Consider the following 16,216-nt stretch of genomic DNA (forward strand, 5'->3'; position numbering starts at 1 on the left):
TCAGTCTCCCGGGCGCCGCATTGACGGCACGTTCACGATGTTCTCCCACTCCGATGCGTCCGAGCGCGCAACCACCGCGATCACGGGCTCCGCGTCGCTGAGGTTGATAACCTCGTGGGGCACACCGGGCTCAATAAAGATGAAATCACCAGCTTGGTTGTCCATAGTTTTCTCGAGGTTATCCCCGTACTCGTGGCGCACATGCCCCTGAAGGATGAAGAGCATGACTTCGAAATCGACATGGATGTGGGCATAAGCCACGGCGCCTGGCGGCACGGTCGCCACGTTCATGGAGAGCTTGCTGGCACCGACGTTTTTGGCGGACATGCCGGTCTTGTACTGAATGCCGTTCCACCCCCTGTGCGTGTCGGGATTTCGAATGCAGAGGATGCCGTCGCCGTTCTCGGTACGTGCCTTGAGCTCCGCAGGATCGTTGCCGGTGTCCGTGCCGTTGCCCGTGGTTTCGCCGTTCTTGTCGCTCATCGCATTACCGCCTCGATCTCATCGGGAGTGCGTGCGAGGCTCTTCGTGAGCACCTCCACGCCATCTTCCGTAACGACCACGACGTCCTCTACGAAGACCGCGATCTCAAGATCATGATTGTAGTACCAAGGCTCGACGGTGAAGACCATGCCGGGCTCGAGCGGTTCATTGATCAGCGCGGGATCACCGGCGTTCAATCCGATGTGGTGTCCGAAGAACGAGGGGGTCTGCATGTACTTCTCTTCGTCATCCGGAATCGCGGCGTACGCAATCTCGGTCAACTCCGCGAAGGTCACGCCCGGTCGGATCGCGGCGATGATGGCGTCTGCAGCCACGATACTCACCATCATTTTCTCTCTCTGAATCAGAGTGAATGTTCCGTCCACTGGGAAGGTGCGTCCCACGTCACTGATGTACCCGTCGATCTCACAACCTACGTCGAGGATGACCAACTCGTCGGACTCCATGGGACGGTTTCGTCGCCCGTAGTGCGATGCGAGCACGCGCCATGGCCAGAGACTGTTTGGCCCCGACTTCACGATCGGCGTGAAAGGGATGGTCTGTGAGCCGAGCGCCCGACACGTCGACTCGAATTCTCCCTGTAGCGTCCGCTCGTCGACTCCCGCTCGGATCAATTCAGCCGAGGAAAGGATTGCCTGGCTCGTGGCGTCAGCCGCGATCTGCATTTTCTGCAACTCATAACGACTTTTCACCATGCGTCCCCGAGCCACTTCTTCGAACGCGTTCTGAACCTGGGCTTCTGGGAAGTCGACACGCAGTTTCATGATCATGGTCTGGAGAGCGTCTGGAGCGCCGAACATCGCGACCTCTGGCTGCCGCAGTGCGCCGCCTGAGCCTCCGTTGACACGCAGGACTGTGCGGCCTCTCACACGCTGAGCTAGGTACCGGGGTAGATCCTCGATATCTCTGTACTCTTCCATGCCTGCGTTGCCGCGGAGCTGGAAATCATTGAGCAGTGGGCGACCGGGAAAATCGTTTCGGCGGCCCGGGTTCTCGAAGCGATAGTCGGTCTTCGGGAGGAAGAGGACCGTTCGGTCGCGGTCCGCGTCGAGGACGAGCATCGAGTTTGGCACCTCGAGCCCCGTATAATACCAGAAGTCTTCGAGCTGCCTGAACGTGTCTCCGTGCGTGAGCCCGTCAGAGGAAGGGACGAGCATGATTCCACCGCCCGTGTGGCGAAGGAGCCGGATCATGTTGCTACGCCGGAACGAATATTCCTGCGGCCGGAAGTCGAGCCGGCGCACCCACTCGCCGTAGCGTTGTTCAGGTGGGAACTCGGGGGCTTCGGGGGAGGCCGGTTCAGGCTCCTGGGCCCCAGCGGAGGGAGCCGCGAGCAGGGCCGAGGTGAGAAGCGAGAGGCCGATCAGTGATCGCATGTAACAAAAAACCGGGCGCGGGTTAGGGGACCTCGGTACGTTGGGCGTGTTGTTCGGAGCCCGCTAGCCCCCCCGGACGTCGGTGTCGGGTCATGCACTGACCGGTGTTGCAAGGAGGTCGAAACTGTCCCTGAAGCTTCAAATCGAACTCGTGTATGACACCGGCTGTCCGAACGTCGACCTCGCGCGCGTCGTTTTGACGACTGCTTGCCGAAGTGCCGAGATCCCTGCGGTCTGGACCGAGTGGGACAGCGAAGACCCGAGGTGCCCGCCTTACGGGCAAAACTTGGGGTCGCCGTCCGTCCTGGTGAACGGTGAAGACGTCGCGCCCGGCCCTCATCCGTGGGCCGAACGGAATCCCGATGCAGGCCCGAGATGCCGAGTCTATCGAGACGGTGATTCCATCGTGCAGGCTCCTCCTCAGGCTAGGGTCGAGGATGCGATCGCCCGCGCCATGCAGCCCGAGGTCGGCTAGCTCACACGCCTGGGCAACGTCGATCGTTGACCCGTATATGGAGTCCGAGGTCTTCCTGATAAGCGTATTCTCGTTCTCAGGGCAGAAGGGACCTGTGCGGAGACCAGTCACGCAGTAACGGCGGTGTGAAACCGTTGCGAGGGAATCCCTTCGGGGGCAAGCGATTAGCCAGTGCGACGTGCTTGAGTAAGCGACGCTCAGGGTGATCTCGCTGTTCGGCACCCTTCCGGGCCTCGTATCCGTCGAAAACATGTGGGGCACCGACTACGGCATCATGATGGGGTGGGCGGGCTCGATCGGCCTGGCTCGGGCAAGCTGGATTCTGGTCCCGCTGCCCCAGTTCCCGTTGATCGCGAAAAAATGGTGCAAGGCGTAAGCAGAGAACGCACGCCATAGGCCGAAGAGGGACACCGGAAGCATAAGAACCGTTTGCCGGACTGATTCCGACACAAAGAGGTTGGCACCTACCCCGTGCCGGTTTGTCGACCCTGCAGTAGAATCCTTGGAGCGCCCTCCCACACCGTTTCACTCATCCGTTCACGGTATCCCATGAAGACCTCGAGATTGTTTTACTCGAATGCGGTCGCGCTCTTCGCGTTTGCCGCATTCGCACTCCCATCGCAGCCCCTTGAGGCTCAGGACCGCGGCATCGACGTCGTTCTCGACTCGGCGCTCCTCGCCGGATACAACTGGCGAAACATCGGTCCTGACCGTGGTGGTCGTTCGATCACTGCGTCGGGAGTGAAGGGGCGCCCTGCCGAAGGGTACTTCGGTGCTGTCGGTGGGGGTCTGTGGAAGACCTCCGACTCCGGGGAGAACTGGCTCCCGGTGACCGACTTCCAGATCTCGTCGGCATCTGTCGGGGCGATGGCGGTCAGCGAGACGAATCCGGACTTGGTCTTCATTGGTACCGGCGAGACCTGCATTCGCGGAAATATTCTTCCGGGCGATGGCGTGTATCGCAGCCGCGACGCTGGTGAGACATGGGAGCACGTCGGTTTCAGGAATTCCCACGGGATTTCGAAGATCCGAATTCATCCGACGAATCCGGATATCATCTTCGTCGCCTCGTTCGGGAAGTACAGCGCTCCGAGTGAAGAGCGGGGTGTCTTCCGGAGCACGGACGGTGGCGATACCTGGGAGCGCGTTCTGTTCCGGAACGACGAGACCGGTGCCATCGACATCGTGATCGACCGCAACAACCCGGACGTACTCTACGCGGCGTTGTGGGAGGCGTACCGCAAGGAGTACCAGATGTCCTCAGGTGGTGAGGGCTCCGGGATGTTCAAGAGCGTCGACGGAGGGACCACTTGGGAGGAAATGACCCGTGCACCGGGAATGCCTCAGGAAGGTCTCGTGGGCCGAATCGGCCTGGCAGTTTCGGGCGCCGACTCGAACCGACTGTGGGCACTCTACGAGAACGACAACGGCGGACTCTTCCGCAGTGACGACGCCGGCGAGACCTGGGAGTTGATCAACACCGACCGCGCGATTCGTCAGCGGGCGTTCTACTACACACACGTCTTCGCCGATCCGATGGATCGCGACGTCGTCTACATGCAAAACACATCGTTCTTCCGATCGACGGATGGCGGTGAGACGTACGAGTCGATCAACAACGGCACGCACGGCGACTTCCACGACATGTGGATCGATCCGGACGATCCGACGCATATTCTGGTCGCCAATGACGGTGGTGGTGCGGTCAGTGTGAACACCGGTGAGAAGTGGACGGACCAGGAGTTCTCGACGGCCCAGTTCTATCACGTGGTCACGACGGCGCATGAGCCGTTCCATGTCTGCGGATCTCAGCAGGACAACTCGACACTCTGCCTGCCGGGCAACTGGAATGCGTCCCGCATGGGCTTTGGTCAGGGCGGCAGTGATGGCGGTTCGATCACCGAAGGCTCGATGGACGTGGCGTATCGCGCGGGTGGTGGAGAGCCCGGCTATATCGCGCCCGATCCCAAGGACATCGATGTCTTCTTTTCTGGGACGAACAACGGGTCCTACATCGACAAATTCAATCGTCGACTCGGGACTTCGCGTGAAGTAAACCCGTATCCGTGGTTCTACTCGGGGGAGCCGGCCATCGAGATTCGTGAACGGTGGCAGTGGACCTTCCCGATCATCTTCTCGACAGTCGACGAGAACCGGATGTACACGTCGTCCCAGCGCCTTTGGATGACGGAAGACGGGGGCGGGACCTGGGCGCAGTTGAGTGATGATCTGACACGCGCTGATCCATCGACGCTTCAGCACACCGGCGGACCGATTACGGGCGACATGAACGGGCCCGAGGTCTACGCGACGATCTTCTCTGTCGGACCGGGCAAGCTCGATGCGGATGTCATCTGGACGGGCTCCGATGATGGGCTCGTACACGTCACGCGCGACAACGGCCAGAACTGGGCGAACGTGACGCCCACGGACATGCCGGACTTCGGGCGTGTCAGCCAGATCGATGCGTCTTCGTTCGACTCGGGTCGGGTGTACATGTCCGTGCGCCGCCCGCTGCTTGATGACTTCGCACCGTACATCTGGCGGACGGCCGACTATGGCACGTCCTGGACCATGATCGTGAATGGCATTCCAGCCGACGCTTACGTCCACGTGGTGCGTGAGGATCCTCGCCGTGACGGGCTTATCTACGCGGGTACGAACCGCGGTGTATACATCTCATACAACGACGGAGATCGCTGGCAGGCGTTGAATCCGAATCTGCCGGATCTGCCGATTATCGACTTGATCGTTGAGGAGAACGAGCTCGTTGCTGGTTCGCACGGGCGTGGCTTTTGGGTACTCGACAACATGGCCCCGCTTCGTGAGATGATGCCGGGAATGACCGCGGACGGGTCGAAGCTGTTTACGCCACCGACCGCGACGCGGTCGGCTGGCGGTGTGACGATCAGCTGGTGGATCGGCGATGAGGACCCCGGCGCCCAGCTCGAGATTCTCGACGCGACTGGCGATGTGCTTCGCACCTACACGCCGGCCGTGGAAGACGCACCGAGCGGCGGGCCGGAGGCTAGGTACAGTGGTCCTTCTCTTTCGAACGAAGCTGGCCTCAACTACCTGCACTGGGACCTGCGGACGGAGCCGGCTGCGGTCTTTCCCGGGATGATCCTGTGGGGCGTGCGCACCTTCAGCCCGGCTGTGCCGCCGGGGACCTACTCCGTTCGGTTGACTGCGAACGGTGCGACTCAGACGGTGCCTCTCACGGTTCAGGGAAATCCTTGGATTACTGATGTGACCGATGCGGACCTGCAGGCTCAGTACGACTTCGGTCGGGCGGTGCGTGACAAGGTCACTGAAGCGAACAGCGCGGTAATTTCGGTTCGCAACATGAAAGCCCAGCTCGAGAACCGACTCGAGCGGTCGGACGACCGACGCCTCCGGGACGCTGGCGCTAGGCTCGATGGCAGCGCGTCCGAAGTCGAGGGGAACATCTACCAGGTTCAGAATCAGGCGGGCCAGGATCCGCTCAACTTCCCGATCAAAGTGAACAACCGACTCGCGAACCTTATGTCGATGTCGGAGCGCGGAGACGGACGGCCCGGGAACAACATGCCTGTCATCTTTGACATTCTGGTAGAAGAGCTGCAGGGCTACACGGACCGGCTCGACATCATCTGGTCAGAGGAACTCGCAGCGGTCAACGCGATCCTGGGTGGACTCGACCTGCCGGCGATCGATCCGAGCTGTGCGCAGCCGGAAGGTTGCATGGTTATGTAGAGCCGAACGGTTCGGCAGGATATGATGGAGCGAGCGGCTCCGACCTCTGTGGTCGGGGCCGTTCGTGTATGGGTCAGTCATCGATTCTAACCGTTCCCCTTGGTGTCACATCGAAGGGAGATAGGTCTGTTGTTGTCGGGTGCCGGAGCAAGATGATCTGCCGACCCCGTTCGGAGTGCCTTGATCGGCTGCTCCTCCACGCCTGTCCGAAGCGGTTCAGGGATCGCTTCAAGGGCTGGTGGAGGCGTTTCGCGAGCAGCACAGGGAGCCACATTACATAGTGGTGCGACTGCGACTGTGGTCGTGGTCGGTGTGGCTGGCGACGTGACCCATAATGGACTGACCACGGAGGTCAATCTGAAGTTCTACATTCCCGGCGCCCAGTGGGAGCTGGTGGCGCAGGGAAAATCGACGCCGATGCGACTCGTCGTCTCGGCTGTTACGGGCCTGGGGTTCACCTTCCTATTGAGCAGCTACCTCGGCACGCTGCTATACGGTGTCAGCGCGGGCGGGTATTCATGAACAACCGGTTAATGGCGCCTGAGTTGGCGAAACCGATTTCAGGGAGTCCGTCGCCGTTCAGATCGGCGACGGATACGCCATAGCTCGAGTTCTCCTCCTCACCCAGCCACACTTCTGTCCAGCCGGTCCCACTGCCGTCATTCAGATAGACCGCGTTGAGTCCGCGGACGTTCGAGATCACAAGGTCCTGGTCGCCGTCTCCATCGAGGTCCGCAGCCACGCTCATATAAGTCTGCTCGTCATGCCCGAACGCGACACCTGATTCGAAAGTTCCGTCGCCATGACCGAGATAGACGGCGTTCGGCTCGCCGATGTTTCCGGCCACGATGTCGACTCGTCCGTCGCCGTTCAGGTCTTCGAGCAGGACGGATCGGGTCTCGTCGTGCCCGGTGCCGAACTCGCGGACCTCCGCGAAACCGAGATTGCCATCATTGAACAGAATCTGGTTGGCCTGTCCGTCTCGGTTCGCGAGTACCAGGTCGATATCCCCGTCGGAATCGACGTCACCGAGTGCGACCGCGATGGTCGAACCGTCTGGGTCACCAAACGTCCGCTTTGGACCGAAGTGTCCCGTGCCGTCGTTTAGGTAGAAACCATTGGCTGTGCCGCGGTTGGTCACGAGGACGTCCAGTGAGCCATCGCCGTCCATGTCGAACAGCTGAGCACTTCGGGTCGGCTCGACGTCTCCGCTGACGTCCCAGGCGTAAGAAAATCGCCCGTTCCCGTCGTTGAGGTACACCCAGTTCTCCGCTCGGTCATTCCCCACGACAACATCGACGTCGCCATCGCCGTCGAGATCTCCGGCGGGGACGGCATACGTCGTGGCCTTCTCGGGTCCGAGCGCGTAGCCCACCGTGAACTGTCCTGCGCCGTTGTTGAGGTAGACCTCGTTGAGTTGAGCCCAGTGACGCCCGTTCGCATAGATGGCGTCGCGGTCGCCGTCTCCGTCTACATCAACGAAGGCGACGGACGCGGTGAGGTCCTCAGCAGTACCGAGGACGTTGCGGTCCGTCGAGACGAAGGAGCGCTCCTGGGCGGCTAGGCACGCCGGAAGCGAAATCAGAATCGCGAGCTGGTACGTGGATCTCATTCTAGTTCATGCCTGCCTGCTCGCGGACGTAGCGCGCGGCTTCTTCGTGCGTGCCGAACCACACACTGCCCTTGGACTTCATGTGATCGATCAGCCCTTCGAGCGCCACGATCCGTGAGCGATGCCCACTGACGTGGGGATGCATGGTCAGCAGAAACATCGTTCCCTCCTCCCATGCCTTGTCGAACTCGTCGATCCAGACCTGCATGACATCCCGTGGGTTCATGTAGCTGTTGCCGCGGGGGTTGAAGAGCGGCGCGTCATCGAGGATCCATTCGACCGGAAGCTCGACGACCCCTGTCGCCTCACCGTCCTGAAGCAGCTCGTAGGGTCGGTCGTCGTGCATGAGTGAGCTCTCATACAGGAAGCCCATATCACGCACGATACGGAGCGTATTCGGAGAGTGATTCCATGACGGCGCTCGGTACCCGACGGGTCTCGTCCCCGTGATCTCTTCGATCTCGTCGACGGCCTGTCTGAGAAGCCGCTCCTCCGTCGGGCCGTCCAGCGCGGTGTTGAGCTCATGAATCCAGCCGTGCACGGCGATTTCGTGCTGCCCGGACGCCTGGATCAGGTCAGCCTGCTCAGGTGCGAGCTTGAGACTCCACGCAGGGAAGAAGAAAGTCGAAGGGACGTTCTCATCGTCCATGAGCTTCACGATCCGGGGCAGGGCGACTCGTGAGCCGTACTGACCCTGGGAAAGCGGGCCGATGCTGATGTCCCCTGTGCGCAGGCCCTGAACGGTTTCGTTGTCGACATCGTACGACAGGAGCACTGCTACGCGAGCGCCGCCGGGCCACGAGTCGGGATTCAGATCTCGACCGGCACGCACGTGACCTACTACCTCACGAACGTACTCCTCTGACCAATTCCAGGGCTCGGCCGGGTTCTGCGCGGAGATATGTTCGGGCGAAGCGCTGGCTAGAGCGACAAGGGCGAAAGACAGGCCGGCAGACAGGTGCCGGAAGGACGACGACATCGACTTCATGGAGCAGCTCCTTTCGAGTTGCCCTGAGCCTATCTCCCGGCGCGCGTCCAGACCAGAACTGCGCCCGATGCTGCCAGCGTACCGTACTGCATCACCGCCTCCGTGGGTGTCAGTACGGCCATAGTCTCAATCGCTTCCGTGTCGATGTTGAGCGCCTGGACTCCTGAAATCGGCACGCCGTTCAGAACCACGAGTGCGCACGTATTGCTGCCGTTCGCTCTCCGAGCCCGCTGCATGGATACGCACATGCCCATGTTCTCGCTGCCCATGGTCAGGTTCTCGGGGCGGACGATACGGAGGCCGTTCTGCGAGGTGTTCTCCAGAACCGTGCCCAGGTCGCGCTTCACCGGGATAGCCTCAATCTGATCCTTTGAGATCCATCGTCGCCCGAGGATGTTTGCGCTGAGTCCCATGATACTGAGCTGTTCGGCTGCTGCCTCTTCCACCGACACCTCCAGCCCCTCAAGGCCGATTGGGGCCGGCGATACCATGAGTTCGAGCGTGGCTTCACCCTCGAGTTCCAGGGCGAGAAGGGGAGAACGGGTCTCGAGGTAGCCGAATGCCTGCGTAACGAGGAGATACTCTCCGGCCTCCTGCGGTGCGATGACGAACGCTCCTGCAACGTCTGTAAGCGTGCGGACGGACTCTTCGCCGCTTCGAGTGATGAGCGAGACGACGACCCCACCAACCCCCGCCTCGTTGATGTTGTCCAGGACTCTCCCGACAATCGTTTGCGCGTGCGCGGTGTCCGGCGACCCAAGAAGGAGCGCCGCTAGCAGAGCGAGGGCAGGAAGACGATTCATTGTGTGAGTGTACGCGTGGGCGCTCGCATGGTTACGCACCCGATACCGAGTAAGGCACGGCCATCGTGCCTCGGCTTACCGGAACGGCTGAGCCTCCTACCCGTACTCTCGAGGTCGCCCCGTTCGCCCGATCGGCACCTACCTCGATGATGCTCGGGCGGCCCATCTCGATGCCTTGTTCGACGGTCCACCAGAGCGAGGCCTCCTCACTGCCATCGGCCTTGGACAGATAGCCGCCCAGTGCCGCTGCGGCCGACCCGGTCGCCGGGTCCTCGGGGACTCCGGACCCCGGCGCGTACATCCGGACGTGAACGTCGACCCCATTACCCTCGCCATCCATGCACACTACGTAGACGTGGTGGGCCCACGCGTCGGCGAGCATACGCTTCCACATGGCCATGTCGAGTACCGTTCGCCGGACGGCATCCATCGTTTTCACTGGGATGATGAAGTACTCGAGTCCGCACGACACCTGTTCGATCTCGAGCTGGCCACAGCCCGGGGTCTCTCCGCCGATGTCAGACGCGTCGAGCCCAATCAGCGCAGCGACCTCGGCCACAGGGTGAGAGGAGGGCCGGTGCTCCGGGAGCATCGCGGTCGTGAACATCGCTGAGACCGGACGGCCACCCTGGAAACACACCTTCACCGGGACGGGGCCGACGTTCTCCTCAAGGATGAGCTGAACGTCGCCGTTGCCGTCCGGGTCGAGGTTAGACGGTGCCTCAGACTGGGATGCGAGGAAAATCGCCGCGCCGACCGTCGGGTGCCCGGCGAACGGCACTTCGCGTCCCGGTGTGAAGATCCGTACCCGAGCGCTGCCTTCCGATGTCTCTGGAGGACCCAGGAACACGGTCTCCGAGAGATTCATCTCGAGCGCGATCTGCTGCATCAGCGCGGTCGGGAGGTGTGCCGCATCGGGGAAAACGCCGAGCGGATTTCCGCCAAAGGTTCGGTCCGTGAAGACGTCGAGGGTATGAAAAGGAAGATTCATTTCGTTCAGTCGCTGTTGCGGTGTCGGGCGGAAGCCTCCCAACCTGTCTTACCCTTCACCCCGCGTGCAACGGGTGTCAAACTGGCCTGGATGAGGAATCATATATGCGTCATATCGGCGTGATCTCGGATACGCATGGACTTCTCCGTTCAGAAGCACTTGATGCGCTCGCAGGGAGCGAGGTGATCATTCACGCCGGTGACGTCGGGGACTCGGAAATTCTCGAGCGACTCGCTGAGGTGGCACCGGTCCACGCTGTACGTGGCAACACGGACTACGGCCCGTTCGGCCAGTCTCTACCGGTTTCGGAGGTCGTCTCACTGGGGCCCGAGGGCAGTGATGCGGGCGGACCGCTCGCGTACGTCCTCCACGACCTAGCGGAGCTGGAACTCGACGCGGGTGAGGCGGGCATGCGGGTCGTGATCCACGGTCACTCGCATCGACCGGCGATCGAGGAGCGAGGGGGCGTGCTCTATTTCAATCCGGGCGCGGCCGGTCATCGAAGGTTTTCACTGCCGGTCACAGTGGGACGACTGACCATCGATGACGATGGCAACGTCACGGCGGAGATTTTGGATCTGGGCGAGGTCCCCTAATGGCGCGGTGCATTGAGGGAAGAATATTCGCGAAGGAGAGCAGCAGATGACGAAGTCCAGTGACGTGAGGAGCTGGCGGAGCGTCTTCCTTCTCACCGTGCTCGTAGTCTCGGCGGCGCAACCGCTCCAGGCCCAGGAACTCGACCCCCACGAAACCGTGTCCGCCGATGTGCTCCGGGCCTGGATGGCGGAGGTGTCGAATCACGGGCGATGGGGTGCAGATGATCAGTTGGGCACACTCAACCTGATCACTCCAGCACACCGACTTGCAGCGGTTGATCTGGTCGTGGACGGGGTCACCGTGTCTCTGGCGCATGACCTGATTGCAGGCCCTGATGAGAACGCGATCCGTCCGCTCGAGGTCGAGCACATTCCCTTCATGGGCGATCCGGCATCAGGCGCGCTCGACCGTGTCGATATTCTTTACCACGGATACGCCTATTCGCATCTCGATGCCCTGTCACACTTCGCCTTCGATGGGTCGTTCTACAACGGATTCGGACTGGAGACGGTGTCGACCGAGGGAGCCAGCAGTCTCGGGGTCGAGAACATGAGTGACGGGATTGTCACTCGCGCGGTTCTGATCGATATCCCGCGCCTGCGAGGCGTCGACTATCTCGACCTTGGCGATGTCGTCACGGTCACGGACTTGGAGGCATGGGAGGCGAGGACCGGGATACAGGTCTCGGAAGGCGACGTCCTCCTTATTCGCACGGGGCGGTGGGCTCGAGAGGCAGCCCTGGGACCTTGGTCGGTCCGCCAGTCGTCAGCGGGACCTCATCCATCTATCGGTAGGTGGCTCCGCGAGCGTGGAGTAGCGGCTCTCGGCGGTGATGGCGCGAACGACCGCAAACCTTCCCTTGTCGAAGGTGTGGGTGATCCCCTGCATCAGGTCACGATCGTGGCGATGGGCATGCCGCTCTTCGACAATCTGGACCTCGCGGCGGTCGCCGAAGCGGCTGCCGAGCGCAACCGTTGGACGTTCCTTTTTATGGCCTCGCCACTCCGGCTGGTAGGCGCGTCGGGCTCACCTCTGAACCCGATCGTGATGTTCGAATAGGAGGAACTCTGCTGCGAGCATGAGTATGCTTGCAGTCTTTCGATTCCCCCCCACCTCCTCTCCTCTCCTGAGAAGCTCATGCCAACATTGAGACAGGCCCTTGCCGACCTCCGCGCGGAGAAAGACGCCGCCCGAGATCCGGTCGCGACCACGATCATGAACCGTGCGACCGAACAGCTCGCAGCATCGCCGATCATGGAGTCGGTGGTGAAACAGGGAGACACGGCTCCGATGTTCGCGCGACCCGACCTCGACGGGGAGACTGTGCGCCTGCGCTCCGTGCTCAAGGACGGTCCGGCCATCGTGAGCTTCTTTCGGGGCCGTTGGTGACCCTACTGTCACCTTGAGCAGGTTGCTCTCCAGGAACTGCTGCCGGAATTCACCAAGAAGGGAGCCACCCTTCTGACTCTCTCCCCTCAGCTCGAACCGTATGCGCGGAAGTGGGTCGAGGAAGACGGTGTCGAATATCCGGTACTCCTCGATCTCGGCCTCGGTGTGGCGCGCGACTACGGCTTGACCTTTGAACTCGGCGCCGAGTTGCGAAGCCTCTATACAGAGAGACTCAAGATCGACCTCTCCCGCTTCAACGGCGACCAGTCATGGGAACTCCCCATTCCTGCGACCTGTGTCATTGATACGGACGGGACTGTGGTCTACGCCTCTGTCCATCCGGACTATACGCAGCGCCCCGAACCGTCTGAGATCCTTCAGGCGATCCCATGAAGACGCCCTGACTCTGTGTGCGTCACCAGGATAAGCGGCTAGGTCGCGACGCAGGCAGCCGACATCGATATCCGCCTGCGCTCGCAGTCGGGGAAGAGGCGAAATTCACCTCGGTGGGTTACGTCAGGCATAGCAATACGGCACGCTCAGATTCGGCGGAAGTGTGATGACGACACCCCAACCCATTCCCGAGTCCCTCGCAGGTGCGCACGCATGGGCGCGCTCGCAGCCATGGCTTTCCCGGTTCACTCTGATGAATCGGATTCTCTTGGCCATGGCATTCATCCCGACCGGCCTGGTCAAGGCGACCGGGAACCGATTTACCATTTTGCCGGTGACGGACCCGGTCGGATTCTTCTTCGAAGCCATGTATCAGACCGGTCCGTGGTGGCATTTCATCGGGTTCTCGCAGATCGCCGCAGCCGTCATGCTGCTGGTTCCTGCGACCGCGACGGTCGGAGCTATCCTCGCCCTTCCGATCGCGGTCAGCATCTTCCTCATCACCTGGGGCGTAGGCTTCCACAACACCGTGTACATCGGCGCGGGAATGGTCGTGTCCTTCACCTACCTGCTTTGCTGGGACGCAGATCGCATCTGGAATGCGGCGTCCATGGTGCTGGGGCGGCGCTCCTCGCCAGCGCTTCTGGCAGGGGCTCACATTGTCGAGAAACTCGGCTGGGGCCTGGGTGGCGCCACGGGCCTCGCGCTCTTCATGGTCACTCGAGGGTTCGTGCCAAACAGCTGGATCAGGGGTCTGCTTCTGGTAGGTGTTGGGTCTGTGGGTCTTGTCGTGGTGGGCTGGCTCGCGGGCGCGTGGCGCTCTCGGACGGATACGGCCTGACTCGTGATCACGCTGCCGGGCGAAGGACGTCGAGCCTAGGCCCCGACACGCGTGGTCGGCAAGCTGGAATTCGCCTCCGACCTTTCACCGTAACAGATTGTCGTCCAACTCAATTCTGGAGCCCATCGTGTTACCACGACTTTGGACCTTGCCCGTGGTCTTCCTCCTGGCTGCTTTGCTCGGCGCATGCGTCACTTGGCAGCCGGTCACGACGCCTGCTGCGGATTACGTGACCAGTGAAGCGCCGGAGCGCGCCCGCATTACCACGAGCGACGGGACCGTGATGACCATCGAAGCTCCCGTAGTGCGAGCCGGGGCCATCGTTGGCACGCTGTCTCCCGGTGCAGCGCTCCTTGGGGATATCTCCTTTTTCGAAGTCGAGCAAACCGCAATGGTTCGCTCCGTGTTGCTGGTCCTTCCGGCCGTCGTGTTGGTGGCCATCGTCGCTCTCGTCTCCTGCAGGTGCATCTGAAATGTCGAACGCAACGAAGCTTTGGGGCGCACTGCTCCTGCTTGCATTCATCACTGCCTGCGGTGGGGCGCCCGAGTATGACATCATCATCAGAAATGGGACGGTCCTGGATGGGACCGGAACGCCGAGGTACATGGCAGATGTAGCGATTTCGGGTGAGGCGATCGCTCGGGTCGGCGATCTTTCCGGAGTGAGCGCTGTCGAGGAGGTGGACGCCACGGGGATGTTTGTGAGTCCGGGCTTCATCAATCTCCACAGTCACAATCGCCTCGATGCCGCACCAACCGCCGCGAACCTCCTTGCGCAGGGTGTCACGACCATCATCCTGAACGCGGACGGGGGAGGCCCGCTCGATATCTCAGCACAGGTCACTGAAGCAGAGGCGCTTGGCCTCGCCGTGAACATCGGGCCCACCATCGGATTCAACTCAGCGTGGGCCGAGGTGAATGGACGAGAGGAGACCCGCCCTGATGCGTCTCAGATCGAGGAGATGGCGTCGATGGTCGAGGCCGGACTCGAGGCCGGTGCTTGGGGCGTCTCAGCCGGGCTCGACTACACGCCGGCGTACTTCGCTCGTATGGAAGATGTGATCGCGGTCCTCTCCCGGACCGGGCGATGGCGGTCTCTCTTCACGAACCACGACCGAACGACGCCGGAGACTGGCTACAGCTCGCTCGTGGGCATGCGGGAGACTGTCGAGATCGGTGAGGCGACAGGGCTTATGCCGCTGATCACGCACATGAAGATCCAGGGTAGCGAGCAGGGCACCTCTGCCGCCGTCCTCGCCATGATGACCGAGGCGACGAACCGCGGCGCGTATACAGCGGCGGACGTGTATCCGTACCTCGCTGGGCAGACTTCACTCATGGCGCTCATCATCCCCAGTTGGGCGCAGGCCGGCACCCGCGATCAGGTCCTGTCCCGATTCGGTGATCCCGCGTTGCGCGGCCGAATTATCCGGGAGGCCAACGAAGCTCTGGATCTTCGGTTCGGTGGTCCGTCCGGCGTATTCCTGCCGGAGACGCAAACCGAACTGACCGACGTCATGGAGGAAATGGGCGCGACGTCGGGGGGGGAGACCGTTGTCCGACTGCTCCAGGAGTCTGACGACAGTCCGAGCGCGATTCTCCGCTTTGGCAGCGAGGAAGACCTGGCTGCGATCATGGCGCATCCGACGTCTTCGATCGCATGCGACTGCGATGCGACCGCCGGGCCCGCAGGGCATCCTCGATACTATGGCACCTTTCCGCGCGCCCTGGGCCGCTACGTACGGGAGCTTGGTGTGTTGTCCTGGGAAGATGCGATCCGGAAGATGACGGGACTGCCTGCGACGACTGTGGGCATGATCGACCGTGGTTATCTCGCCCCAGGGATGGCGGCTGACGTCGTAGTTTTTGATCCCGAGACGGTGATTGATCACGCGACCTTCATGGACCCGACCGCGGCATCAGAGGGTGTTCATCAAGTGTTTGTGAACGGCACGTGGGCGCTTCGTGACGGAGCACCGATCAGTCAACGCGCGGGGAAGGGACTCCTCCGGTCGGCTAATATGCCTGCCCGGCCGATGAGCCTGGGTGAGGCTCAGCGCGTGGTGGCTCGAGGCACTGTCGACAGCGGGACGTCTCGGTTTGAGCTGGAAATGTCCGTCCGTCAGATGGCCGGGACGCGGGTCGCCGAGGGTGACTTCCACCTTACGGCGGAGGACGGAAGTGTCGATTTCGTCGCCACGAACTGGGGTGTCCTTCAGACCACCGATGGTTGGGCCAGCTTCACGGTCCGGGGACTGACCGCAGGGGGCGATGAGCGAAGCGCGTTCGTGGTGCTGGATACGGCTGACCCGACCACGGAAGCGGGCAGTATCAACCTGATGGTAGTGATTGAGGGCATGGAGCCGATCATGGCGACGGTCACCGGAGATGTGACCCTGCCGAATTTCTGATCATGCCGACCGTCCCAGAATTCCTCGGCCAACTGATGGCCGCGAGGCGCAGGCCGAGGAGTCCATAGCGCTCTGGATCGAAACGCGGGACCGCTATGCTG

At 61.8% G+C, this 16,216-nt stretch carries 15 protein-coding genes and 1 pseudogene; 10 read left to right on the forward strand and 6 right to left on the reverse strand.

Annotated features, from left to right (window positions below; translation table 11 throughout):
- Positions 1-483, reverse strand: a complete 483-nt coding sequence (locus OSA81_01545; GenBank protein MDE0897678.1) for a cupin domain-containing protein — start codon at positions 481-483, stop codon at positions 1-3.
- On the reverse strand, positions 480-1,880 hold the full coding sequence (locus OSA81_01550) for an aminopeptidase P N-terminal domain-containing protein (protein MDE0897679.1): 1,401 nt from the start codon (positions 1,878-1,880) through the stop codon (positions 480-482). Before OSA81_01550 ends, OSA81_01545 begins: the two co-directional genes overlap by 4 nt.
- 677 nt (positions 1,881-2,557) lie before the next feature.
- Between OSA81_01550 and OSA81_01555 the strand changes: the two genes are divergently transcribed.
- The 3 genes from OSA81_01555 (at position 2,558) to OSA81_01565 (ending at position 6,612) form a co-directional block, all read left to right on the forward strand.
- Positions 2,558-2,731 (forward strand): hypothetical protein, encoded by a 174-nt coding sequence (locus tag OSA81_01555; GenBank protein ID MDE0897680.1) that lies wholly within the window; start codon positions 2,558-2,560, stop codon positions 2,729-2,731.
- Positions 2,732-2,904: 173 nt separating this feature from the next.
- A complete protein-coding gene (locus OSA81_01560) occupies positions 2,905-6,090 on the forward strand; it encodes a hypothetical protein (protein ID MDE0897681.1) in 3,186 nt (1,061 codons plus the stop codon).
- Positions 6,091-6,414: 324 nt separating this feature from the next.
- On the forward strand, positions 6,415-6,612 hold the full coding sequence (locus OSA81_01565; protein ID MDE0897682.1) for a hypothetical protein: 198 nt from the start codon (positions 6,415-6,417) through the stop codon (positions 6,610-6,612).
- Here the strand turns inward: OSA81_01565 and OSA81_01570 are convergent.
- The 4 genes from OSA81_01570 to OSA81_01585 are packed head-to-tail and all read right to left on the reverse strand — an operon-like array spanning position 6,590 to position 10,484.
- Positions 6,590-7,702 carry a VCBS repeat-containing protein gene (locus OSA81_01570; protein MDE0897683.1) on the reverse strand — a complete coding sequence of 371 codons (1,113 nt, stop codon included), beginning with the start codon at positions 7,700-7,702 and terminating at the stop codon, positions 6,590-6,592. The two genes, OSA81_01565 and OSA81_01570, sit on opposite strands and share 23 nt — an antisense overlap.
- A gap of 1 nt (position 7,703) precedes the next feature.
- Positions 7,704-8,690, reverse strand: coding sequence for a polysaccharide deacetylase (locus OSA81_01575; GenBank protein ID MDE0897684.1), 987 nt, complete (start codon positions 8,688-8,690; stop codon positions 7,704-7,706).
- Positions 8,691-8,719: 29 nt separating this feature from the next.
- A complete protein-coding gene (locus OSA81_01580; GenBank protein ID MDE0897685.1) occupies positions 8,720-9,493 on the reverse strand; it encodes a carboxypeptidase-like regulatory domain-containing protein in 774 nt (257 codons plus the stop codon).
- 31 nt (positions 9,494-9,524) lie between these two features.
- Positions 9,525-10,484 carry a PhzF family phenazine biosynthesis protein gene (locus OSA81_01585; protein MDE0897686.1) on the reverse strand — a complete coding sequence of 320 codons (960 nt, stop codon included), beginning with the start codon at positions 10,482-10,484 and terminating at the stop codon, positions 9,525-9,527.
- Between the two features lie 104 nt (positions 10,485-10,588).
- Between OSA81_01585 and OSA81_01590 the strand changes: the two genes are divergently transcribed.
- The 7 genes and pseudogenes from OSA81_01590 (at position 10,589) to OSA81_01620 (ending at position 16,115) form a co-directional block, all read left to right on the forward strand.
- Positions 10,589-11,080 (forward strand): metallophosphoesterase family protein, encoded by a 492-nt coding sequence (locus OSA81_01590; protein ID MDE0897687.1) that lies wholly within the window; start codon positions 10,589-10,591, stop codon positions 11,078-11,080.
- Between the two features lie 46 nt (positions 11,081-11,126).
- Positions 11,127-12,140 (forward strand): cyclase family protein, encoded by a 1,014-nt coding sequence (locus tag OSA81_01595; GenBank protein MDE0897688.1) that lies wholly within the window; start codon positions 11,127-11,129, stop codon positions 12,138-12,140.
- Positions 12,141-12,218: 78 nt separating this feature from the next.
- Positions 12,219-12,470 (forward strand): hypothetical protein, encoded by a 252-nt coding sequence (locus OSA81_01600; protein ID MDE0897689.1) that lies wholly within the window; start codon positions 12,219-12,221, stop codon positions 12,468-12,470.
- 15 nt (positions 12,471-12,485) lie between these two features.
- Positions 12,486-12,863, forward strand: a pseudogene (locus OSA81_01605) (redoxin domain-containing protein).
- 166 nt (positions 12,864-13,029) lie between these two features.
- Entirely contained in the window at positions 13,030-13,704 is a 675-nt protein-coding gene (locus OSA81_01610) for a hypothetical protein (GenBank protein MDE0897690.1), read from the forward strand.
- A gap of 127 nt (positions 13,705-13,831) precedes the next feature.
- Positions 13,832-14,176 carry a hypothetical protein gene (locus OSA81_01615; protein MDE0897691.1) on the forward strand — a complete coding sequence of 115 codons (345 nt, stop codon included), beginning with the start codon at positions 13,832-13,834 and terminating at the stop codon, positions 14,174-14,176.
- Position 14,177: 1 nt separating this feature from the next.
- Complete coding sequence (locus OSA81_01620) at positions 14,178-16,115, forward strand: amidohydrolase family protein (protein ID MDE0897692.1); 1,938 nt, start codon at positions 14,178-14,180, stop codon at positions 16,113-16,115.
- Positions 16,116-16,216: the final 101 nt, after the last annotated feature.

It is taken from the genome of Longimicrobiales bacterium (assembly GCA_028823235.1).
Taxonomy (GTDB): Bacteria; Gemmatimonadota; Gemmatimonadetes; order Longimicrobiales; family Gaopeijiaceae; genus UBA2589.

Bases quoted from the DNA above. Each gene is read 5' to 3' on its own strand.
- OSA81_01545 (MDE0897678.1), bottom strand. From the start codon at position 483: ATGAGCGACAAGAACGGCGAAACCACGGGCAACGGCACGGACACCGGC.
- OSA81_01550 (MDE0897679.1), bottom strand. From the start codon at position 1,880: ATGCGATCACTGATCGGCCTCTCGCTTCTCACCTCGGCCCTGCTCGCG.
- OSA81_01560 (MDE0897681.1), top strand. From the start codon at position 2,905: ATGAAGACCTCGAGATTGTTTTACTCGAATGCGGTCGCGCTCTTCGCG.
- OSA81_01570 (MDE0897683.1), bottom strand. From the start codon at position 7,702: ATGAGATCCACGTACCAGCTCGCGATTCTGATTTCGCTTCCGGCGTGC.
- OSA81_01575 (MDE0897684.1), bottom strand. From the start codon at position 8,690: ATGAAGTCGATGTCGTCGTCCTTCCGGCACCTGTCTGCCGGCCTGTCT.
- OSA81_01580 (MDE0897685.1), bottom strand. From the start codon at position 9,493: ATGAATCGTCTTCCTGCCCTCGCTCTGCTAGCGGCGCTCCTTCTTGGG.
- OSA81_01585 (MDE0897686.1), bottom strand. From the start codon at position 10,484: ATGAATCTTCCTTTTCATACCCTCGACGTCTTCACGGACCGAACCTTT.
- OSA81_01590 (MDE0897687.1), top strand. From the start codon at position 10,589: ATGCGTCATATCGGCGTGATCTCGGATACGCATGGACTTCTCCGTTCA.
- OSA81_01595 (MDE0897688.1), top strand. From the start codon at position 11,127: ATGACGAAGTCCAGTGACGTGAGGAGCTGGCGGAGCGTCTTCCTTCTC.
- OSA81_01600 (MDE0897689.1), top strand. From the start codon at position 12,219: ATGCCAACATTGAGACAGGCCCTTGCCGACCTCCGCGCGGAGAAAGAC.
- OSA81_01610 (MDE0897690.1), top strand. From the start codon at position 13,030: ATGACGACACCCCAACCCATTCCCGAGTCCCTCGCAGGTGCGCACGCA.
- OSA81_01620 (MDE0897692.1), top strand. From the start codon at position 14,178: ATGTCGAACGCAACGAAGCTTTGGGGCGCACTGCTCCTGCTTGCATTC.